This is a genomic window from Microbulbifer maximicatervae (SeqCode), assembly GCF_052468295.1.
On record NZ_CP174340.1, the window covers coordinates 519,639 to 538,922 of the forward strand.

The following is a 19,284-nucleotide window of genomic DNA, read 5'->3' on the forward strand; positions in this document are numbered from 1 at the left end:
TTAATAGAATACTGGAATAATTGTTACTTTTTTCACTGGGCCAGTTTTAATCTCTGACTCGATATCCCCAGATTCTGACTCGATCCAGAAAGTAGCTAAATTTCCACTCCTTTTAGCTTTCAACATGTACGATTTTCCTGCCTCGGCCAATAGCTCAGTATTTGACTCAAGGACATAGTGAAAAGGGGGTTGAAAACCTATTTTTTGCGCTGTGGTTTTTTCTGGTGTAAATACAACTCTTACACCAATATCTCTCCGTCCTGGCGGAACTGGAAAGATTGCCTCAATTGGCGCCGTCCATGGTCCGGGATGAAGTTTTTTTCCGTCGATTGAAGCAAAAATGAGCGAAACACCGCCATCTGTTTTTTCTCGGCTATTTATGAGTACACCGTTTTCGGTTCTATCAATTACCTTGTTACTAGAGCATCCACAAAGAACAAGTAACACCAGTAAAAGTAATGTCGTTTTCATTGGTTGTCCCAAATTAGTGCTAATGAAGGTGCAGGAAAACTCAGCCCGCTTTTCGTGTTTTGTTTTTATATGAGAAATAGCCTACTTATCGGTGAAGGCTAAATCAGAATTCAAGTAGAATCACCATTTATGGTTGATATTCGATCCTGCTTGAGGAGGCAAAGACATACATTAGTTTTCTACAGCCTGAACTCCACAAACAATGACAAGGCTGTCCGCTTAATTTACATTGTTAAACATTTACTGCAATAGTTTCTTGGCTATATCTGCTGGCATTTCTCGACCTTCTTTTGACTTCAATATTTTCTTTATTGTTTTAAGGAGCTTCGTGTAGAGTGTTTTATACCATATGCCTTTGAGGTAAACCTTTAGATCTGATTAACCTTTATCAATCACCCTTTGTCTTTCCTTTGTACCTTCAGAGATATTTCCAAACGAGATTCAAGCTCAGCCACTCTTTCATGCAACTCGTCCAGTCTTGACTTTAAATGATCCTCTTCACTATATTTAAATATTATTTGTATCGTTTACGGTTTCTTCAAGCATCTCTGAAAATTCTTTGGGCTTGGCCCGATAAATCACATGATCACCATTAAATGTACGAATTGTCCATTTCCGCTCTACTGCCCGATGCCAAGAAGGATCTTTAGCTCTATCGGCTTTCGACACCCCCTCAGGAATAAAAGCTACATAAGTGACATTAAGTTTTTTGGCCAGAGGATTCTTATACGATACAGGTTCCGTAAGTGTTTTTAATGGCTGCGTAACATCTCGTGGAAATTCGGAATTAACATCAATCCATGAGAAGTGAACTTGACCATTTACCACTTTATGTTCCGCAGGTATTGGCTGCCCCTCCATCATTGACATGCCATCCTCAGGTACTTTCGCGTCTAAAAATGTAACATGATGAATTCGCTCTGGAATACGATCGATAACTCCGGTGATTACCATTCCACCATAGCTATGACCTACAAGTACCACATTTTTCAATTTTTCAAAAGTAATCAGGTTAACGATATCGTTGATATGTGTGGTTAAGTTAATATCAGGAGAGGAAAGATGATGCCTCTCACCTAACCCCGTCAGTGTTGGCCTGTAGACGGTATGACCTTTAGCGCTAAGTTGTTTACCAACCTCTTTCCAGTCCCATCCACCGCCTGTAGCACCATGTACCAAAACAAAGGTGTGATAATCTTTTTTTGTATCAACTTCTTCAGCAACAGTTTCAAATGTCGTAAATATTAAGAATATTACTAATGAGAATATAGTTTTCAATGAAATTCCTCTTTTTGTATTCTTGACTTTCCACTTGCAAGTAAAATTGCTAATAAAGCAGTTAATGCCTCAAGCTGCGGAGCGGAGCGTCCGATAACCTTGACTTGGTACGCCCGCCCAGCATGGGCGTGAACTAATGGGGTGAAAGCCCCATATAGGAAGATCACCATTAAATGCTAACTACTAGCGAATGGCAACTGTAACACCATGAGGTCTTGTAGGGAGGAAGTCGCTAGCAAGACTATGAGCTAACGAACAGAAAAATCATATAAGGCTTAGCCTGGAGGGGAGGCGGCCAAGGACACTGAAGCCAGGTGACCTAACGGGTAGAGCAAATGATGCAGCTATGTAGTGAAGTTTACGTTCTTATCTGGAGAGATCAGTTTAGCCTGCTGCTATGAGGCTGTCAGCGTGGACACTGATTAATAAATAGGCCCAACCCACTAGCGACCATTGCGAACTGGCACGATATGTGGTGTGGGGGCCGGTAGCTAAAACTACCGGCTACCCGATTTATGCGCCTATCCCTGCCTAATCACAGTGACATCTATGTGGTTACCAAATAGTGCTTATTTACGATTAGTCCACGGAGAGTTATTTTCAAAAGTTGAGATGTACAAATCCTCGACTTTATCTCTTGCCCACTGGGTTTTGCGTAAAAACTTGAGCGAAGACTTAATTGATGGGTCGCTCTTAAAGCAATTGATATTGATCCTATCTGCCAAACCATCCCAGCCATAATGTTCCTGCAAACGTGTAACAACTTTCTCAAGAGTAATACCGTGTAGCGGATTATTTGGTTGATCTTTACTCATTTTTCAATTAATACTCTATGTTTAATGGCGCATAATGCTGTGAACATGGGCTGATGAAATTGGCACGTAATCGCAAATAAAATTAGGTGACAGGCTTGCAAGTCCTTCCCCTTAACTTATTATGTGTTTAAAGCCCTTTAATAATTATAATTGATATACTAATAAATGTGGATATAAGTAATATAGTGATAAATTGTTTGAATCTTTGATTACTTCGTTTTGTTAACTTTTGAGTAAAGGTGGTATCTATTTCGATAGCATCTTTTAATAGAATGTTTGAGCTAGATTGCAATAGTTCACCTATCTTGTCAGCTTCCTCTGGGCTAATTTCAGCCTTCGATGACATTTCAGATATCCTCTGGTGAATCGATGAGAGCTCATTGTATTCAGCCTTGTTGATTTTACCTGACTGAAAAAACTCTTCCTGCTTTTCTCTCAGTGTAGTTACATCCACGATTCTTCCTTACGCATAACGCCTTGCACAGGTGTCGCTGGAATGGAGCTGCTTTGTGCTAGCGTAGCGTATAGCACAAAGCGAACGGAGTATAGGTGGTGGGATTCAGCAACTTGTTAAAAGCTCACTGGGACCAGTAACCCAATATATGGTATTTGCCGGACTCTTCAGGTTTTAAACGAACGCCGAGAGCTCTAAAGCCAGGGCAGATAATAAGAGCATGATTGCTAGCGCTACCATCACCTTCTAGAATGTTGAGGGCGCATGATGAAGCAATACTTCGCCGCTTATTGAATTCTGACTGTGTGCTGTTTCCGACGTGAACAAATCTATCTGTACTTCCTGACTCCAATAGAGCACTGACGGCCGTTGAAAGTGCCTGATATGATAAGGCACTAGAAGATAGAGCAGTCAAAATTAATGCTGCGATTAACTTCATAACTTTTAACGCCTTATACACAGGCGAGTGGAGCGACGTGTAGCGAGTCCAGCCTGTATCCTATGTGGGCGATTGTGCCACAATTTGTAAGTGCTATTTAACAGCATTGATCTGAACTACCGTGACATTTGCAATGCGACCACCGCGCCACCAAGTCCCTTTTGTACCAATCTTAAGCCTTTTATGGTGATGCTCACGGCGCTCTTCATTTAATATCCACATATTGGCAAAGCCTTCATTGGGAATATTGCCCGGAGTAGTATCCCTTATGACTCTGCCATCTTCATCAAGAATCTCTGGCCAGATCATGTGTATACCTTCAACTTGCGGATCATCCCCGTTATAAAGAAAATCCACTCTCATTCCTTGTCCCGGCTTGGCATTTTTATTCTCTTCAGATAAGTCTATCTTGTACTTGACTACAAAATCCGGATTTCTTCCAGATCTTTCTTCATAAGGTATATGTACTTTCATATACGATGCTAACACGAAGTTGTGGGGCGCCGTAGGCGTCCCGGGCAGCTTGCTGCCGAACGCCGACGTTTTGTGACGCCTACTGGTTTTATTGCATAAATGTGGTTCGCAAAGCGCTCACTGTTAAGGCTATTAATGGAATGTTTGATAGTGCAAATATTAAAAACCTGATTTCAATTTTGTTGAAAGTTGCTTGCACAATGCTATGAATTACTCGAATAGCGACATATGCCCATGCCAGAATATAATTTATACCATCTCCTGCACCAAGGAGGGCAAGTGATATTGCCAAAGCATAGAAAATAGTTGGTTGCTCCATGAGATGATTATAATTATCAGCTTTCCAACGAACATGGGGAGGCAGGGTTGACATTTGCTCTCCGCGAGGTGCATTCGGATCAAGCTTTAATTTAGCTTTCTTTACAGCAGGCAATCTTGTTGCGTACATCCACAACCACATAACCATTGACCAAGCTATCAAGGCAATTACAGGCTGAATTATTTGGGCACCTTCAATCATTCGTTGATTCCTTTTTATTATTTACTGATGTTAGAGAGCTGAACAGAGCATAATGACCACAACAGGAGCAGCTGGAGCGTTGGTCGTCCCGTGTAAGGCTGCAGGCCCAACGCCAAGTTAAGCAGCGCCGTTTACGACCTCTTTGCTTGAGCACCTGGCTAGCCTTCTCAGATGGAAATTAGCACCATAGTAGAAAAGTGGTGGCGCTAGAAAACCAGATAGTAAAATATACCAAAAGGGTACTTCACGAGCAGGAAAGAGAGCTAATACCAATATTATTGAAGAGACGATAATCGGATTAAGCAATTTGCCTTTTCGGGATATTTTGGAGATTATAAAGCCTGACCAGAGATAGCTAAAGGCACATGTAAAAAACAAAATAACAAGCTCTTCGGTAGTGTATGGAGCATTGTATGGTTGAGAACCAAACAGCATAATTTTACCTAATTACCACTTATGCTAAGCCAATTTTTAGCAACCTTTCTGGCATCGGTGGTGTCCGAAGAGAGACGTAAATCAATCTTGGAATGAGTGCCGACAAATCAAACCTCCGATTAAAGCGATATTGAAATTCTGCCAAATAGCGCTGTGCATATTTCGGCCTAATAGCATGGTAAGTGCTACGTAGCGCACTCTTTAAATTACCAAGTACTGTATTTACCCAATAGAACTCAGGCTCTTCAACAGAAGCTCGGCCACCACCACAAACAATTTTGTCATGTACACAACCGGCCTCCTTAATGGCATTGAAGCATGGAAGACCATCTGAGATGACTGTGCTGCCACTGCAAAGGTACTTTTTACTCCAGGTTGAAATTTCACTGCTTTTGAAGCCCTTGATAATTGAGAGCTTAATACGGGTTGGGCGTCCCTCCTTGGTTGTTTCAACGGCCGCCACAAAGGGAGTTTTACCCTTGGCTCCGCGCCCGGGCTTGCATCCAGTACGCTCACCACCGAGATAGGCATCATCTAGTTCAATAAAACCGGACAGTTTGTATCGTTGGTCTCGCTCCATCATCACTTGCATGAGTTTCTGCTTCATACGCCATGCTGCGTTGTAAGAGATACCTAGATGTCGAGATAGCTCCATAGAGGAAATGCCCTTCTTATCCTGAGTAATCAGGAAAATACCGAGAAACCAGGTGGTGAGGGGGAGCTTCGTGGAGTCAAAAATTGTACGAGAGGTAATCGATGTCTGACGCCGACAATGGTTACATTGCTTAAGCTTGCGATAAGCGAGGTCGCAATGCTTGTCATGCCCGCAGTGAGGACAACTAAAGCCATTGGGCCAACGCCACTGCGACAGTGCATCGAAGCACTGTTCCTCGCTGCCGTACATTTTGAGGAATTGGGTCAAACTAATACCCTTCTGAAACTGTACCTTGTTGCGAGCCATGGCGTATTCCCTTGCAGATCAACGAGATAGCTGTATTTATATACAGTTACGCATAACTTAGCAAGAGTGGTAATTAGGTAGATCTATCTTATTATTCTCTACTAATTGCATTGTAGCTTGAGCAGTAAATAGCTTGGAAATTGAAGCTGTACGAAACAATGACTCTGAGTCTGTAGGTTTTTTCTGCTCTTCATCAATAAAGCCGAAACCTTTGATGTAAGTTACTTCGCCAGATGTGATTACTGCTACAGACATAGATGGGATATCATTTTTCACCCGAATATTTTCTAGGGTAAGCGTCAGCTCATCATGAACACTTGCTTTATTGGCAAGTACGCTAGAGGAGATGAGCAAAAGTACTATTAAAATTAATTTATACACTAGGCTACCTCGTGAGACTTAACAGATATATAGTAATCATCGTGATCACTATTATCCTGATTGCTACTCTGGAATCAATCCGACGTCGTGATCAGAAAGCATTACTTAAGTCAAAAAATTACCTAATATTGGGTCGACTGTACCGAATATAAAAATAGTCAATTTGACTATTATCCCAAATAAAGGCTACCTTTGTAACTTGTTGTATTTCATTAATTTTTTTCTGATGAAGCTGTTCTGCAAAAATATTAGTCCTATGACATCCGGTATGGCCTATGTAGACCTAAACCTTAACCGCGCTAATATTGCCAAAACGCCTGAAGACTCTGATTACACCTTATTCAACTGCGTATTCGCTCTGAAATCACCGCTGAGCAACCTAAAAATTTACTGTTGTTAGTGCGATATGAGCGCTTAAATATGCCAAAAAGGTTTACCTTTTCAGCTGGGCCACTATGTGGAGTTGGTGGATTGGAGTGGTCGGCATCTAGATCCCAGAAAGCGCGGCACTATCGCTGAGAATACCCCTCCTATACTTGAACGCCTGCGTATTTCATCTGAGCACTGGCTTTACCTCAATCGAAATTTTAAAAATCGATTTAAAGGTTTGGTGGGGTCGGTTGAAGCAGTACGGAAAGCGTGTGACTTATTGAATAAGTGCTGGGCCCGAGGTGTGCATGATTGCCAGAAGTTTCTCTCTTACCCTTCATCTCAACTAAATTGAATCATTTTTAATCCCGTTGATCGATCCCCGTTCGCCCTGTGTGCTGAAAGCCCTGGACACCAAAAATAGACAAAATACTCTGCACAATTGTGCCTCGATGTTCCTCTGGTGAGCATGGCTTTTTATTTTTCCGATTTCTCCCTCTCCCACATGATTCATGGGCACATGATACATGGGTGTCCTATTTGTGATTATTTCAATACACCATTGACTTTTTAGCATAATGTATGGGATTGCCCATTATTTCTTGTGTGAAGGCCAGATGGAATATCTGACCTTTTGTTGCTTGCCTATTTAAGTTTCACGCATTCTGATTGCAGAATGAAAATCTACAATGTTTTTAATTTGCAATATTGGTTGATGCTAGACCAATACCGAAAATCAAAAAAGTAATACCACTTAATCTATCAAATACTTTTCTCCCTAAATCGCTGCTTGATATTTGTGCAACATTCTCGGCAAGAAGGGCATAACCAAAATAAATTGCAAAATGAATCGAAGCACTAATAATGCATAGTATTGCAATTTGTGGTGTGAGCTTTTCTGAATCCGTTATAAATTGAGGTAGTAGTGCAATAATAAAGATAAGTGCTTTTGGGTTTAATGATGTGACTAGAAAAGCCTGCCTAAATATTTTCCAAGGGGATGGCTTAAAAGTAGATTTAACCCCTTTCGCACTCAGCTTGATCGCAGGGGATGAGAGTATTTTTAAACCCAAATAACAAAGATAGCCGGCACCAATTAATTGAATTGCTATCAATGTGCCTGTGAATGTTGTTAGGGCGATTCCTAGACCGCTGGCACCAATTAAAGTTAATATCTGAAAAGCAAATACATTGCCCAAAACACCAATAGCAGCGATTTTCTTTCCGTAATTGATGCCATTATTAATTGATAGAAGTACTGATGGGCCGGGAGAGATCAGTAATACAGCAATGATCGCGCAATAGCCAAGAACAAGTTCAATATTCATTTTATATTATTACCACTATGTAATCAGTTTAGGTTCCATAATCTCTGAGGATGCTACCAACGCGAATTCTGAATTTATTGAATAGTTCATGCTTACCTTTACTTTGCGCCAACTGATGCTCTGTATTCATCTTCCATTGAGTAACTGCGGCTTCATCCTCCCAAAATGAAAGCGATAAATATTTATCCTTATTAGATAGACTCTGGAACCTCTCCACTGAAATAAACCCTTCAATCTCAGAAAGCGCTGGTTTTAGTAGCCCTGCAATATCAAAGTAGCTATTTCTACCTTCTGGATTTGGTATGACCTCAAAAATCACTGCTATCATTGTTACCTCTTCGCTTGTTGCATGTAGGTAGACGGCACTGCACGCAAAAACGTACGTTTTTCTTTTAGGATAAATGCCTCCCTTTGAGCGTATTCAAAATTACCCTTACCAAGGGCAGACTGACGCAATCTCACTCTATAAGCTTCATATTGAGCTAATGAATCAAAGCTAATTAATCCATAAGCTGTATCATTAGTGCCTTCGTGAGGTAAAAAGTAGCCCAAGAGTTCACCGCCACATTCAGGGATAATTGTTCCCCACCTATCAGCATATTCTTCAAATTTATCTAGGCTGAATGGATCGATCTGGTATTCAATAAAGCAAGTGATTTTCAATGTTAATCTCCTATGTTTTTTGAAGTCTATTTCTAATTAAAGGATAATACTTCGACGGTGGTCGTAGCGTGGAAGAAGTCCGCTGTGTCAGGATAGCTATCGCTTCTTTAAAATGGAAAAGTAAGTGAGGGGATGGTAAGAGGAGCAGATGCCACGTTACTTAATAGAGCGCAAAGCTTCAGTACTTAAGAAACTACTGCCACCGGATAACCGGTCTATTCCAGAAGTTGCTAGGGAGGAAGGCATTAGTGAAGCCACCTTGTGCAATTGGCGGCATGAAGCCAAAGAAAAGGGGGGCTGTGCCGGGTAGTGGTAAGCAGGGTGAAATTTGTCGGTAGAAGCCAAGTTTGCTCTCGTCGTTGAAACTGCAAGGCTCAGTGAGGCTGAGCTAAGTGACTACTGTCGTAGCAAGGGGTTGTACCCTGAACTGGCACAGGCCTGGATAACAGGCGGACGCTATCTGATGCAGATAGCCGCAAGGGGGAACAGGAAGAGGCGAAGGGGTTGGAGCGGGATCTCAGGCGCAAGGAGAAAGGGTTAGCTGAGACAGCGGCGCTGCTGGCACTTAGAAAATAGTTGAATGCCCTCAGGGGAGAGGTAGACAGCGGGGACGATTGACCCCGGCCCCAGAGCGGCGTCAACTTATGGGCTGGATCGAAGAAGCTGTGGCAGCCGGTGCCCGTAAAGCCCCAGCTTGTAATTAGGCCGGCATCAGTCTGCGCACTTTACCGCGCTGGAGAGGCGAAGGGACATCAGAGGAAGATCTTCGCCCCAGTGCGCAACGCCCAATGCCGAAAAATAGGCTGGCGGAAGAAGATTGGCAAACTGTCGCCGCTGATGTAGCAGAAGTACCTAACCAGGTTTGGTCGTGGGGTATAACTTATCTGTCATCGAGAGTTAAGGGGCAATATTACTACTTGTATCTGGTGAGGGATATCTAAAGCGGCAAGGGAGTGGCCTGGGGGATGCATGAGTGTGAATCTGGTGAACATACAGCGAAAGGGCCGTACTCCGAGAGCAGTGCTTTACTAGCCCTCCAGTACTGCACTCTGACAATTGTGTCCCGATTGCGCTGGTACAACCATGAGCATTTGCACAATGGCATCCGCTATGTCACTCCGGTAGACCGATATGCAGGCAAGGATGCAGGTCTACTGTTGAATCGCGATTAGGTCTACCTGTTAGCGCGTGAGAGAAATCCATCACGCTGGTCGGGAAATATAAGGAACTGGAGGCCGGTAGAATCAGTGGCCGTAAGTCCACAGAGAATAGAACCGAAAATTTAGGCCGCTGCATAACAAAGAAAGGCGACAACTATCTTAAAAAATACCGAAAACATGGAACCCAACATTGCATACATAGGAAGTTTAATTGGAGATGTAGCTCGCTCTAAAATGCTTATTGGGTTAATGAGTGGTAAAGCCCTTACTGCAACTGAACTCTCTGTTGTAGCTGACGTCACGCCTCAAACGGCTAGCAGCCACCTTACCAAATTACTTGAAGGGGAATTGCTACAAGTTAGGAAGCAAGGTAGACACAAATACTTCCAGCTCAAGAATAAACAAGTTGCAGATCTGATTGAACAATTGCTAAATCTTAGCCCTCTTGTTTCTGATGTTAGTGTTGTTACAGGGCCGTCTAATAATAGATTGAGAAAGTCTCGAATTTGTTACGATCATTTGGCAGGTGAGCTTGGTGTAGAATTATTTGATGCTCTAATTAATAATAGCTGGATAAAAGAAGTTGACGAGTATGTCGAATTAACGGACAGAGGGCAATCTAGCTTCAGTAGGTTGGGAGTAGATTTTAATTTGTTCAGTAATGGAAAAAGACCTTTGTGCAAATCTTGTTTAGATTGGAGTGAAAGACGGAGTCACCTAGCAGGGCATTTAGGGCAGTGGGTGTTAGAAAGTGCAATAAAGACAGGATGGGCTAAACAGGATCTAGATTCCAGAGCTATTCAATTTACGCCACAGGGGCTAAAAAAGTTTAGAAAACAATATGAATTTTGATCCTATGCATTTACGCGGTTTGCACGACTCACCTCTATTCAACTGCGTATTCGCTCTGCAATCACCGCTGAGCAGCCCAATAGTTTGCTGCCGTTTGTGGGATATGAGCGCTTAAATATGCCAAAAGGTTTACCTTTCAGATGGGCCACTATTTGGAGTTGGTGGATTGGAGTGGTTGGCATCTAGATCCCATAAAGCTTAGGCCCGGACCGAAATTGTGAAAAAGTCAGCTATATTTATGATCGCTACAGTGATTACGGAGCAATCGCGGCATAAAAGTGTCCGAAGTGTTGCTCTATATAAGCCATTTATATCTCCTTGCTTGGCTACTGTGTAGCTATAACGCCCGATTCTTAGGCAGGCTAAAGTGGAGTTCAGCGGAGCTTTAGACTGTCCTAAGCAACCGATTGTTAGGCAGTGGTTTCTAACTCAGACTCTATAGCTTCAGAGAACAAAATTTGGCTAATAGATCTACGATCACAATCCTGGATCGATCCCAATGCGTTATTTCTCATAGTTAACATTAGGTTTGTGAAAGCTCTTCTGTCCTCAAGCTTCGTAAAATTGCCATATTCTTCAAAAAACTCACCTACTGCTTTAGCAACATCAGAATCTCCGTAAATACCGATTCTTATTTTTGAATCAAGTAATAGTGCCATTGATTGATGCTCGGATTCTTTGTCTCGAAATCGTTGTGCCATTGCTATACCAGATGAAGCTCTAACAAAATCCACATAAGCACCAAGCTTTAATTCCTCCATCTTTCTAATTTCTTCTGCATTTAGTGCCAATTTATGCTTGATGCTTTCAACCTCTTTGTTAAAATTAAATTTTATTGATTCAGTCATCTTTGTTTGAGTATTTAGCTGCAATAATATCTCGTCGTATTTTTCCGCAATTCTCTTTTGTTCACCCGCGTTTTAAGATATGCGCTGAGATAGCTGCCAATTGCAGCTCCAATTAATCCTGCTATACAAGTCACAAAAATTCCGGCAGACAACCCATTACTGAGAGCCGCCTCAACTATTTGCTTTAGCTCTGAATCCATAGTTATTCTCCCTCTATTTGGATGCCTAACGCCCTGCAGCACGGGCCGGAGCCGCGAAGGTCCAGCACCGAAGGTGCGATCGTGCCTGCACTTGTTAACTGCATTTTATGATTCCCAACTGGTCAGCGTCAGGAAGCTCCATACCTGTCTTTTTTACTTCACTGCCCCAGTGCCTAATTGAAGCTATATATGCTTGTTCAAAAATATACCTAGGTCGAGAAAACTCCCAACTCGATGGAAGGAAAAAATAGTTCTCTTCATCCTCATAGTTGGGCAGGTGTATTGAAAAATCGTATACATCATCGCTCAGTGCTTCAACAAGACACTTAACCATCGCTGCTTTATGCTTAGTTGTGTACCCACATTCTTTAAAGAAGTATTCATCAAATAAACTTTGTAGCTGATCGGACTCAAGCGGATCATACTTGTTGAGCTTTTCCCCCAAAGACTCCTCTCGATCATAAATGTCAAATGGACCGAGAAGCCATCCTGGATTTGGCTCAAAAGCCATCGCGCTTTTTGGGTGGTTCAGTTTCATGACTCTCTCAAGCCGTTAACGCCAAGCGAATGGGCTGGCGCTGCGTAGCAGTGACAGTCCAGGCCAGCTTGTTGGCCGAGCATTGCGCGCCTTGTTGTGGCTCATTTATTTGTAAACTCGAGAGTTCAAAGGTGGAATAAGCTCTTCTGTGATTGTACCCATTATTATTTCTAATTCGCTTTTGATTTCTACGAGTTGGTTGTTGAACTCTGGATACTGCTGCCAAAAGTTATCAGGCATAACAGCAATATTTGCCAGTAAATCTCCTTTGTACATGTCACCTTCGGCCAATGGGTTTACAGCAAGAATATCAAGAGCAACGGGAACCAGAAACCTTAAACCAATTTTTTGACCAATTAGTATGCGTAGGTTTTCGACCGAAAGTTCCGCTAAAGGAACTGACCATAAACGGCGACATTCAGCGGCTAGACTTGAGCCAAAGTCAGGCCTGCCCCATTTTTCTTTGTGTAGTTCTTCGAGAGATTTTGATAGATCCACGATAATCCTTTAAGGGCCATAACGCCCAAAGCAGCGGCGCGCGTTAGCGAGTCCAGCCCGCAGGGCAATGCTGCCTTTGCTTGTTAAATGCATAAGTCTTCCAGCACACGGTTTACAAAAATAGTGCTGTTCTTACACATGTTATTAGAAAAATGAATTTCAACCATTACTCTTGGCCATGCGCCGGTTTTCACCCTAAATTGGTAAGCTAGCTCGGCTTCTATTGCTCTTCGTTCTTCAGGTAAATCCAATAACCGATTTACAGAATAATAACGAACTTCAATTTCTTCATCTTTGAACCCTTCTCTGAAATGGTAGGCTAGGTAATTCTTCTTTCCGTTGGCCTTGCGAAGCTGATGATTGAAACCTTTTCTAATCCGATCAAACCCTGACGCACTCTCCCCGAAGCGTATAACTGAACCCTTGTGTAGGAATGCGTAAATACCGTGCTTCTCACATTCCATATTACTTCGGGAAGGAAGCTTACCTTCCTTTGTAAGTTTGAATGTACTCTCAACTTTATTCATAGAAGCATTTAACGCCGGTGTAAAAGGCGAGCGTTAGCGAGTCCAGCCCGCGTTTTTTGCGGGCGATTTTTCACACCCTTGTTAGCTCTGATACACAAAGCAAGGTTACCTTTGCAGATTCAGTGGTTGTAACATTTTTTGCATTTGTTTGAATGCTACATTAACGAGCATGGATGGCCAAAGCCGTTCTAGCCACCATAATAACTTGAGCTTTGAGGGAACAATAATTACCTCTTTATTCTTTGCAATTTTCTTCAGCGCTTGCTTCGCAAAAGTTTCAGATGAAATAGGTCCAAGAGATTCAAACATCGCGGCTTGCTGTTCTAGTGGTATTGCTGTTGGCATTCTGCCATTAATACCACCCCCTTCTAGAATCGGTGTATTTACAGCACCGGGGCATAATATACTAACCCTTATACCAAACTCAGCCGCTTCAGATCGTAGTGTTTTGGATAGTGAAACTACTGCACTCTTTGATGCGGAGTACGCCGCCATCGCTGGTGATGGGACCAAACCTGCCATCGATGCTGTATTGATGATATGTCCAGAACCTTGTTTTCTCATAATTTCGTAACCGTAACGAACACCGTGAATTACGCCATACAAATTAATATCAATGGCTGTTTTCCAGTCTTCCAGTTCGTGATCGGACATATAGCCACCAACACCAACTCCTGCGTTATTAAAAAGAAAGTCAAGATGAGCCACATCATTTACGATCTGGTTAAACTCTTGGAAATCTCGCACATCCAGGGTAACTGTGTGAGCATCACCCCCTGAGGCTTTGATTTCGTCTACAACCTGAGCGGCAAGCTTTTCTTGTATATCAGCGACAATTACGTGACAGCCGTATTCTGCAAGCAGACGAGAAAGCGAAGCTCCAATTCCGGAAGCACCACCAGTAATGAGTGCTGTCTTTCCTTTGAAATAAGTTTTTTCATCCATTGCAATACTTTCTCAGTGGAGGCTTGTAGAGAGCTAACGTTGCTAACAAGGGCAGCCGAAGCGGAGCGTAGGCTGTCCAGCCCAGCCCCGAAGGGGTTGGGCGAGCTTGACTAGCCTGGTTATGGCTGGCGCGCTCGAGACTACCTACTGGCACATTGCCAGCCACAGCTTGGCTGGCCGCTACCCAATATTTGCGAGGGAAGAGTACCGCACTTCCCCCAACCGATTCCTATCTTACTGGCACTCCGCGAAATTGCAGCGGACTGCCCATTTTTGCAGCACCTGAGCGAACACTCTAGGAGTGAAACTGATTAAATAGTAATCAGTAAAGTTGCTCAATACCGGGGCTATTTAGTGGCACTAAAGCTTCAATGACTGCAAAAATCAATAAAGCCTACCGCCAGAATGCGCAGCTTTGCAGTTGATTATCTTGTGGTAGCGTTAAGCCACAAAGCCAGCAACGGAAAAGCTATCACCGTTGCTGGCTTTGTTAAGACTGAACCCGCCTAAGCCCCCACCAATGTTTTATTGCGAAAGGAGCAAGAAATATTAAGAATACCAGCTGCCCAGATGCGACAAATTTAACGCTATTTGCAGGGCTAAATATATTTACAATTACGTAAGACACAAAGCTTAAAATTAGCATGGCTATTATTTCAGGCAATATCGCACTCTGCATTGGGTCAATCTCTGGATCTTTCCCCAGCTTGAGCTGCCTCAAAGTCTCACTTGCAATACTTATATACTTCCACGCAAGAGCAATTAATATCGGCAGTATCAGGAAAATGACGATTTTCATAATTGAGCCTTAACGCCCACGGCAGGGGCGGCTTACCTCATGCGCGATTTGCGCGAAAATGGGAGCGTAGCGACCAGCGCAAAACGTGCATGAGGTACGCCGTCCCGCGAAGGCCCGAAGGGCCGTAGCTTCACTGCCCGTGATTGTTAGGCATTTTCGGAGTGTCGAGGGTCGCCTCTCCTGATGTAAATTTGAGCAACATGACTCCAATTGAACTGTATTACATCCCCTGGTGTTAATGACTCAATTGCAATAGGTTCGTTTGTTAAATGTCCGTAGAAGCAATTTTCCTGAATTATACAGACTTCTACCCACATTCTTTCTGCTCGAGGAACGCCCTTTTCAACAGCGCCTGTGAGTGTGAAATGCAAACGAAGTAAATCGCCAATTTTAACCAGTGATGCTTCTTCACTACTTGGGATTTCAAAGCTTTCCGGGTTAGCCTCATGAGTCAGCTTGCAATTCTCAAGCTCCCAACCATCTCCCTTAAATCCTTCTTTTACCGGATAGCCATCAAAAAAATCCATGGTATTCCTTCATCATTGCCTAACAGCTATATAGTAATCATTATGATCACTATTATCCTGATTACTATCCTGGAATCAATCTTACGTCTCGGCTAAAAAATGTTATTCAAATCAAAAGATTACTTTCTTTTATGTCAGTCGTACCAAATGTAAAAATGATCACTTTGACTGCTATCCCCAAAAAAGACTACCTTTGTAACTCGTTGTATTTCATCAAGTTTTTTCCTGATAAAGCTATTCTTCAAAAATAACAGTCAAGATGATCAAAAATATCTCTGTATGCCCATTAATTGTTAGCGACCGTTAGTGCAAATAGGGCTGGAATTGAGCAACAGCTATGGCCTGGGTATTTCAAATCTATAGTGCTGCTGATTAATTTCATGATACTTCTGGCTAACCGGGCGTTTCCCAATCAAGACGCGGTTCGACGGAAATGTCTGGGCCATTACAACGTCGTGGTACAGGTTGCTAGTAACTCTACAAGCGTCGAAGGGTGTGTCTTGAAGGCGATAGCCGCTGCATTACGAGGCTTGCAAAGAATTAGGTCCATTTGCGGCGAGTTACGCTTACTACTTGTAGCCTTCAAGGTGCGCATAGAATGAGTGGCTCCGTTGCGATTGCCTTGCGTTATAGATAGCCTTGAGCATTTACGTTTCAGGGTTTGTATCAATTAGCGTTCTTGATGGAGAGTAGGGCTATTCCAGGGTTGTTTAATCCACTTATGAATACCTCCCTGGAGTGGTCAAAAGCCTCGGTTTTATCAATTTACTTAAAGAATAATCCTTAGTTGAGACTTATCGGCCGAGGGGCTTTTTGCGTAAGGTATTCAAGAGCACCTAATTGGTTTCCCTCTCTCTGGCCGCGGCTGCCTGACTCAAAAGTCTATCGAGCAAAATGGTCAGTTCCGTTTTTGACTAGTTCCGATACCGTCCAATCCATACACTGGTAGTCAGAAACGAGAGAGACTTATGAAGATTGATGCAGCAGTTTGCTCCAGTGCGCGATTGGCCCGAGACCGGCGCTTTGATGGGCGCTTTTATACCGCAGTGAAAACAACCGGCATTTTCTGCCGCCCGATCTGTCCCGCTCGGCCACCGCTGGAGCGCAATGTTACTTATTTTGAGACTGCGGCGGAGGCGGCCAATGCGGGCTTTAGGCCCTGCCTGCGCTGTCGCCCCGATTCTGCGCCGGGCAGCCCAGCTTGGGGGTTGGTTTCGACTACCGTGCAGCGCGCTTTAAAACTGATGCGCAGTGAGCGCGAGCCTCAATCTGTGGAGCGGCTGGCAGAGCGTCTCGGGGTCAGCAGCCGCTATTTGCGCCGCCTGTTCTCTGAGCATCTGGGGGTAAGCCCCTTGGCGGTTTGGCAAACCGAGCGGGCACTGTTTGCTTTTCGCTTACTGCGGGATACGGACTTGCCTATTGCTGAAATTGCCTACGAGTCTGGTTTTAACAGTTTGAGACGCTTTAACGGCGTATTCAAACAGATCTATCAGCGCACTCCATCCGAGGTGCGCAGGGAGGCACACGCAGCGCGCGCGGAAAAGGCGAGTGCCACACGGGTGCGGTTGTACCTGGATTACCGCCCGCCGTTAGATTGGCAACAGCTCCTGGCTTTTTTGGGAACTCGCGCTTTGGCCGGGGTAGAGCAGGTGGAGGGGGAGGTCTATTCACGCAGCTTCGAGCTGGATGCCTGTCGCGGTGTGATGGAAGTTTCCCATGATCCGCAACGCAATCGCCTGGTGGTGGAGATATTTGGCCAGGAAGGTGGGGCAGGGTTATATCTACTGAACCAGCGCCTGCGCCGGCTGTTTGATCTGGATGCGGATATTGAGGAGATCCAAACGGTATTAAATGAAGATCCACTGCTGGCGGATCAGTTGGCGAAGAATCCGGGCCTGCGCTTGCCCGGTGCTTGGGACCCATTCGAATATGCACTGCGGGCGATTCTCGGTCAGCAGATCAGTGTCGCGGCGGCGACCACTATTGCCGGACGTATCGTGGCCCGCTACGGGGAGTCGTTTGTGGACGATGCTGGCAGGGAGCGGTTTTTATTCCCAACGGCGGAGCGTCTCGCTGAGGCAGACTTTGCCGATCTGGGCTTGACTCGGGCTCGGATGAAAACCCTACAGGAGTTTGTCGCCGCAACTTTGGATGGCCGTGTGAGTTTTGCCGATCAGTCCCTGGAGGATTGGTGCAGCCAAGCCACAGCACTGCCGGGTATTGGCGATTGGACGGCGCATTATATCGCTATGCGCGGCCTGTCGATGCCGGACGCTTTCCCCGCGTCGGATTTGGGTATTCTGCAAGCCCTGGGCAGTGATGGTGAAAAGGCAAAACCCAAGCAGGCCCTGGAGCGGGCAGAGCAGTGGCGGCCCTGGCGGGCATATGGAGCCATTTTGTTGTGGCAGTCCCTGAAATCTGGAGAGAAAAAATGATTGTCTATGAGAGTTACACCACGGAATTGGGGGATGTTGCCATCGCGGCCTGCGAGCAAGAGGGAGAGGGTCTCTCCCGAGGTATAGTTGCACTCCAGTTTTATGACGAGGAACGACCATTGCGTTTGGGGGCCGGTTGGCAGCGGGGCGCCTCGGAGCTGACGGATTTGGCCGCTCAGCAGTTGCGGGAATATATCGCCGGCCAGCGCAAAAGTTTCGATCTGCCTCTGGCGCCAAAGGGTACTGAATTCCAGCGCCGGGTTTGGGATGCGCTGTTGCAAATTCCTTTTGGCGAAACCCGCAGTTACAGCCAGCAAGCCCAGTGGCTGGGCCAGCCACGGGCTATTCGCGCGGTGGCGCGGGCCAATGGTGCGAATCCGATTGCTATCGTTATTCCCTGCCACCGTGTAATCGGAGCCAATGGCAGCCTTACCGGCTACGCCGGCGGCCTGTCTTTGAAAGCGCGCTTGCTCACCCTTGAGGGCGCCAACTTTGTCCAGCAGGGCGAGCTGCTCTAACGGGTAATATTGGGAAAAGCGCAATCATCTCTCCCTAGCCACGGCCTCTTTGGCGCGAGATAATAAGCGGTTCATAATCATATCGAGCCGGAGGCCAAATGCTGTACAGATTGGGGGATAAGCAGCCACAACTGGAAGGTGAGGGCCACTATATTGCGCCGGGTGCCCATGTGATTGGAGATGTGCGTATGCTTGCGCACAGTTCCGTATGGTTTAACGCGGTGGTGCGCGGTGACTGTGCGCCGATCACTATCGGTGAATACAGCAATGTACAGGATGGCTCGGTTCTGCATGCCGATGTCGGTGTGCCATTAACCATCGGTACCGGTGTCACCGTAGGCCATAAAGTGATGCTGCACGGCTGTGACATTGGTGATTACAGCCTGATTGGTATCAATGCCGTGATCTTAAACCGGGCCAAAATCGGCAAGTGCTGTATCATTGGCGCCAATGCGCTGGTGACCGAGGGTACAGAAATCCCCGATTACTCTATGGTGCTGGGCTCTCCCGGCAAGGTAGTAAAATCTCTCGATCCCGCCACCTACGAGCTGCTCAAAGCCAGCAGCGATCACTATGCGGCCAACGGCAAACATTTCGCCAGTGAGCTGGTCCCGCTTGAGGCTAAAGATGTCTGAACAACCGGTAAAAACCGTGCAGCCGAAAGAGCGCCCGGTGAAATCCCCCTGTATCTCCGTATGTGCCCTGAATGAACAGGACCTGTGCGAGGGCTGTTTTCGCAGTGGTAACGAAATCAGCCGCTGGGGCTCCATGAACAATGATGAGCGCCGTGCAGTGTTAAAGCTCTGCACCGAGCGCGCGCGGCAAATGGGCCGAATCTGGTAAACAATC

27 protein-coding genes are annotated in these 19,284 nt (G+C 44.9%); 8 read left to right on the plus strand and 19 right to left on the minus strand.

Annotated elements, in window-relative coordinates; translation table 11 throughout:
• The 11 genes from ACJJIQ_RS02675 to ACJJIQ_RS02725 all read right to left on the minus strand — a co-directional run bounded on the left by ACJJIQ_RS02675 (position 1) and on the right by ACJJIQ_RS02725 (position 8,588).
• On the minus strand, positions 1–471 hold the full coding sequence (locus ACJJIQ_RS02675) for a hypothetical protein (RefSeq protein ID WP_445363624.1): 471 nt from the start codon (positions 469–471) through the stop codon (positions 1–3).
• Between the two features lie 507 nt (positions 472–978).
• Entirely contained in the window at positions 979–1,749 is a 771-nt protein-coding gene (locus ACJJIQ_RS02680) for an alpha/beta hydrolase (RefSeq protein WP_445363625.1), read from the minus strand.
• A 569-nt stretch (positions 1,750–2,318) separates the two neighbouring features.
• The gene (locus ACJJIQ_RS02685; protein WP_445363626.1) at positions 2,319–2,564 is read right to left on the minus strand and encodes a VF530 family protein; all 246 of its coding nucleotides are present in this window, start codon (positions 2,562–2,564) and stop codon (positions 2,319–2,321) included.
• Positions 2,565–2,691: 127 nt separating this feature from the next.
• A complete protein-coding gene (locus ACJJIQ_RS02690) occupies positions 2,692–3,018 on the minus strand; it encodes a hypothetical protein (RefSeq protein WP_445363627.1) in 327 nt (108 codons plus the stop codon).
• Between the two features lie 532 nt (positions 3,019–3,550).
• The gene (locus tag ACJJIQ_RS02695; RefSeq protein ID WP_445363628.1) at positions 3,551–3,931 is read right to left on the minus strand and encodes a hypothetical protein; all 381 of its coding nucleotides are present in this window, start codon (positions 3,929–3,931) and stop codon (positions 3,551–3,553) included.
• An 88-nt stretch (positions 3,932–4,019) separates the two neighbouring features.
• The gene (locus tag ACJJIQ_RS02700) at positions 4,020–4,451 is read right to left on the minus strand and encodes an MAPEG family protein (protein ID WP_445363629.1); all 432 of its coding nucleotides are present in this window, start codon (positions 4,449–4,451) and stop codon (positions 4,020–4,022) included.
• A 454-nt stretch (positions 4,452–4,905) separates the two neighbouring features.
• Positions 4,906–5,847, minus strand: coding sequence for an IS1595 family transposase (locus ACJJIQ_RS02705; protein WP_445362153.1), 942 nt, complete (start codon positions 5,845–5,847; stop codon positions 4,906–4,908).
• Positions 5,848–5,904: 57 nt separating this feature from the next.
• Positions 5,905–6,228, minus strand: a complete 324-nt coding sequence (locus ACJJIQ_RS02710; protein ID WP_445363630.1) for a serine hydrolase domain-containing protein — start codon at positions 6,226–6,228, stop codon at positions 5,905–5,907.
• A gap of 1,064 nt (positions 6,229–7,292) precedes the next feature.
• Positions 7,293–7,925: a LysE family translocator gene (locus ACJJIQ_RS02715; protein WP_445363631.1), complete on the minus strand. Its 633-nt coding sequence runs from the start codon at positions 7,923–7,925 to the stop codon at positions 7,293–7,295.
• 28 nt (positions 7,926–7,953) lie between these two features.
• A complete protein-coding gene (locus ACJJIQ_RS02720) occupies positions 7,954–8,253 on the minus strand; it encodes an antibiotic biosynthesis monooxygenase family protein (protein ID WP_444927105.1) in 300 nt (99 codons plus the stop codon).
• A 2-nt stretch (positions 8,254–8,255) separates the two neighbouring features.
• Complete coding sequence (locus ACJJIQ_RS02725; protein WP_444927106.1) at positions 8,256–8,588, minus strand: NIPSNAP family protein; 333 nt, start codon at positions 8,586–8,588, stop codon at positions 8,256–8,258.
• Between the two features lie 148 nt (positions 8,589–8,736).
• Between ACJJIQ_RS02725 and ACJJIQ_RS02730 the strand changes: the two genes are divergently transcribed.
• From ACJJIQ_RS02730 to ACJJIQ_RS02740, 3 genes are all read left to right on the plus strand, one after another.
• Complete coding sequence (locus tag ACJJIQ_RS02730; RefSeq protein ID WP_445363632.1) at positions 8,737–8,898, plus strand: transposase; 162 nt, start codon at positions 8,737–8,739, stop codon at positions 8,896–8,898.
• 655 nt (positions 8,899–9,553) lie between these two features.
• Positions 9,554–9,760 (plus strand): hypothetical protein, encoded by a 207-nt coding sequence (locus ACJJIQ_RS02735; RefSeq protein ID WP_445363633.1) that lies wholly within the window; start codon positions 9,554–9,556, stop codon positions 9,758–9,760.
• A 165-nt stretch (positions 9,761–9,925) separates the two neighbouring features.
• Positions 9,926–10,600 carry an ArsR/SmtB family transcription factor gene (locus tag ACJJIQ_RS02740; RefSeq protein ID WP_445363634.1) on the plus strand — a complete coding sequence of 225 codons (675 nt, stop codon included), beginning with the start codon at positions 9,926–9,928 and terminating at the stop codon, positions 10,598–10,600.
• 410 nt (positions 10,601–11,010) lie between these two features.
• Here the strand turns inward: ACJJIQ_RS02740 and ACJJIQ_RS02745 are convergent, their stop codons facing one another.
• The 3 genes from ACJJIQ_RS02745 to ACJJIQ_RS02755 all read right to left on the minus strand — a co-directional run bounded on the left by ACJJIQ_RS02745 (position 11,011) and on the right by ACJJIQ_RS02755 (position 12,093).
• Positions 11,011–11,472, minus strand: a complete 462-nt coding sequence (locus tag ACJJIQ_RS02745; RefSeq protein ID WP_445363635.1) for a hypothetical protein — start codon at positions 11,470–11,472, stop codon at positions 11,011–11,013.
• On the minus strand, positions 11,463–11,648 hold the full coding sequence (locus ACJJIQ_RS02750; protein ID WP_445363636.1) for a hypothetical protein: 186 nt from the start codon (positions 11,646–11,648) through the stop codon (positions 11,463–11,465). The genes ACJJIQ_RS02745 and ACJJIQ_RS02750 overlap by 10 nt, the downstream gene beginning before the upstream one ends.
• A 94-nt stretch (positions 11,649–11,742) precedes the next feature.
• Positions 11,743–12,093, minus strand: a complete 351-nt coding sequence (locus ACJJIQ_RS02755; RefSeq protein WP_445363637.1) for a hypothetical protein — start codon at positions 12,091–12,093, stop codon at positions 11,743–11,745.
• Between the two features lie 19 nt (positions 12,094–12,112).
• On the opposite strand from ACJJIQ_RS02755, the gene ACJJIQ_RS02760 reads away from it, so the two are divergent.
• On the plus strand, positions 12,113–12,205 hold the full coding sequence (locus tag ACJJIQ_RS02760; RefSeq protein ID WP_445363638.1) for a DUF2759 family protein: 93 nt from the start codon (positions 12,113–12,115) through the stop codon (positions 12,203–12,205).
• Positions 12,206–12,291: 86 nt separating this feature from the next.
• On the opposite strand, the gene ACJJIQ_RS02765 is transcribed toward ACJJIQ_RS02760, so the two are convergent.
• From ACJJIQ_RS02765 to ACJJIQ_RS02785, 5 genes are all read right to left on the minus strand, one after another.
• Positions 12,292–12,684 carry a contact-dependent growth inhibition system immunity protein gene (locus ACJJIQ_RS02765; protein ID WP_445363639.1) on the minus strand — a complete coding sequence of 131 codons (393 nt, stop codon included), beginning with the start codon at positions 12,682–12,684 and terminating at the stop codon, positions 12,292–12,294.
• An 83-nt stretch (positions 12,685–12,767) separates the two neighbouring features.
• On the minus strand, positions 12,768–13,211 hold the full coding sequence (locus ACJJIQ_RS02770) for a hypothetical protein (RefSeq protein ID WP_444927111.1): 444 nt from the start codon (positions 13,209–13,211) through the stop codon (positions 12,768–12,770).
• A 105-nt stretch (positions 13,212–13,316) separates the two neighbouring features.
• Complete coding sequence (locus ACJJIQ_RS02775; RefSeq protein WP_445363640.1) at positions 13,317–14,156, minus strand: SDR family NAD(P)-dependent oxidoreductase; 840 nt, start codon at positions 14,154–14,156, stop codon at positions 13,317–13,319.
• Between the two features lie 490 nt (positions 14,157–14,646).
• Positions 14,647–14,955, minus strand: a complete 309-nt coding sequence (locus ACJJIQ_RS02780) for a hypothetical protein (RefSeq protein ID WP_445363641.1) — start codon at positions 14,953–14,955, stop codon at positions 14,647–14,649.
• Positions 14,956–15,101: 146 nt separating this feature from the next.
• A complete protein-coding gene (locus ACJJIQ_RS02785; protein WP_445363642.1) occupies positions 15,102–15,482 on the minus strand; it encodes a DUF2314 domain-containing protein in 381 nt (126 codons plus the stop codon).
• 968 nt (positions 15,483–16,450) lie between these two features.
• On the opposite strand from ACJJIQ_RS02785, the gene ACJJIQ_RS02790 reads away from it, so the two are divergent.
• The 4 genes from ACJJIQ_RS02790 to ACJJIQ_RS02805 all read left to right on the plus strand — a co-directional run bounded on the left by ACJJIQ_RS02790 (position 16,451) and on the right by ACJJIQ_RS02805 (position 19,278).
• Complete coding sequence (locus tag ACJJIQ_RS02790) at positions 16,451–17,917, plus strand: AlkA N-terminal domain-containing protein (protein WP_445363643.1); 1,467 nt, start codon at positions 16,451–16,453, stop codon at positions 17,915–17,917.
• Positions 17,914–18,435: a methylated-DNA--[protein]-cysteine S-methyltransferase gene (locus ACJJIQ_RS02795; RefSeq protein WP_445363644.1), complete on the plus strand. Its 522-nt coding sequence runs from the start codon at positions 17,914–17,916 to the stop codon at positions 18,433–18,435. Before ACJJIQ_RS02790 ends, ACJJIQ_RS02795 begins: the two co-directional genes overlap by 4 nt.
• Positions 18,436–18,533: 98 nt before the next feature.
• Positions 18,534–19,070, plus strand: coding sequence for a gamma carbonic anhydrase family protein (locus tag ACJJIQ_RS02800; protein WP_252085074.1), 537 nt, complete (start codon positions 18,534–18,536; stop codon positions 19,068–19,070).
• Entirely contained in the window at positions 19,063–19,278 is a 216-nt protein-coding gene (locus ACJJIQ_RS02805) for a DUF1289 domain-containing protein (protein ID WP_226646208.1), read from the plus strand. Before ACJJIQ_RS02800 ends, ACJJIQ_RS02805 begins: the two co-directional genes overlap by 8 nt.
• Positions 19,279–19,284: the final 6 nt, after the last annotated feature.

What these genes read in the sequence shown, in the direction of transcription:
- ACJJIQ_RS02675 (WP_445363624.1), bottom strand. Translation starts at nt 471, where the DNA reads ATGAAAACGACATTACTTTTACTGGTGTTACTTGTTCTTTGTGGATGC.
- ACJJIQ_RS02685 (WP_445363626.1), bottom strand. Translation starts at nt 2,564, where the DNA reads ATGAGTAAAGATCAACCAAATAATCCGCTACACGGTATTACTCTTGAG.
- ACJJIQ_RS02695 (WP_445363628.1), bottom strand. Translation starts at nt 3,931, where the DNA reads ATGAAAGTACATATACCTTATGAAGAAAGATCTGGAAGAAATCCGGAT.
- ACJJIQ_RS02700 (WP_445363629.1), bottom strand. Translation starts at nt 4,451, where the DNA reads ATGATTGAAGGTGCCCAAATAATTCAGCCTGTAATTGCCTTGATAGCT.
- ACJJIQ_RS02705 (WP_445362153.1), bottom strand. Translation starts at nt 5,847, where the DNA reads ATGGCTCGCAACAAGGTACAGTTTCAGAAGGGTATTAGTTTGACCCAA.
- ACJJIQ_RS02715 (WP_445363631.1), bottom strand. Translation starts at nt 7,925, where the DNA reads ATGAATATTGAACTTGTTCTTGGCTATTGCGCGATCATTGCTGTATTA.
- ACJJIQ_RS02720 (WP_444927105.1), bottom strand. Translation starts at nt 8,253, where the DNA reads ATGATAGCAGTGATTTTTGAGGTCATACCAAATCCAGAAGGTAGAAAT.
- ACJJIQ_RS02730 (WP_445363632.1), top strand. Translation starts at nt 8,737, where the DNA reads ATGCCACGTTACTTAATAGAGCGCAAAGCTTCAGTACTTAAGAAACTA.
- ACJJIQ_RS02735 (WP_445363633.1), top strand. Translation starts at nt 9,554, where the DNA reads ATGCATGAGTGTGAATCTGGTGAACATACAGCGAAAGGGCCGTACTCC.
- ACJJIQ_RS02740 (WP_445363634.1), top strand. Translation starts at nt 9,926, where the DNA reads ATGGAACCCAACATTGCATACATAGGAAGTTTAATTGGAGATGTAGCT.
- ACJJIQ_RS02750 (WP_445363636.1), bottom strand. Translation starts at nt 11,648, where the DNA reads ATGGATTCAGAGCTAAAGCAAATAGTTGAGGCGGCTCTCAGTAATGGG.
- ACJJIQ_RS02760 (WP_445363638.1), top strand. Translation starts at nt 12,113, where the DNA reads ATGTCAAATGGACCGAGAAGCCATCCTGGATTTGGCTCAAAAGCCATC.
- ACJJIQ_RS02770 (WP_444927111.1), bottom strand. Translation starts at nt 13,211, where the DNA reads ATGAATAAAGTTGAGAGTACATTCAAACTTACAAAGGAAGGTAAGCTT.
- ACJJIQ_RS02775 (WP_445363640.1), bottom strand. Translation starts at nt 14,156, where the DNA reads ATGGATGAAAAAACTTATTTCAAAGGAAAGACAGCACTCATTACTGGT.
- ACJJIQ_RS02780 (WP_445363641.1), bottom strand. Translation starts at nt 14,955, where the DNA reads ATGAAAATCGTCATTTTCCTGATACTGCCGATATTAATTGCTCTTGCG.
- ACJJIQ_RS02785 (WP_445363642.1), bottom strand. Translation starts at nt 15,482, where the DNA reads ATGGATTTTTTTGATGGCTATCCGGTAAAAGAAGGATTTAAGGGAGAT.
- ACJJIQ_RS02790 (WP_445363643.1), top strand. Translation starts at nt 16,451, where the DNA reads ATGAAGATTGATGCAGCAGTTTGCTCCAGTGCGCGATTGGCCCGAGAC.
- ACJJIQ_RS02795 (WP_445363644.1), top strand. Translation starts at nt 17,914, where the DNA reads ATGATTGTCTATGAGAGTTACACCACGGAATTGGGGGATGTTGCCATC.
- ACJJIQ_RS02800 (WP_252085074.1), top strand. Translation starts at nt 18,534, where the DNA reads ATGCTGTACAGATTGGGGGATAAGCAGCCACAACTGGAAGGTGAGGGC.
- ACJJIQ_RS02805 (WP_226646208.1), top strand. Translation starts at nt 19,063, where the DNA reads ATGTCTGAACAACCGGTAAAAACCGTGCAGCCGAAAGAGCGCCCGGTG.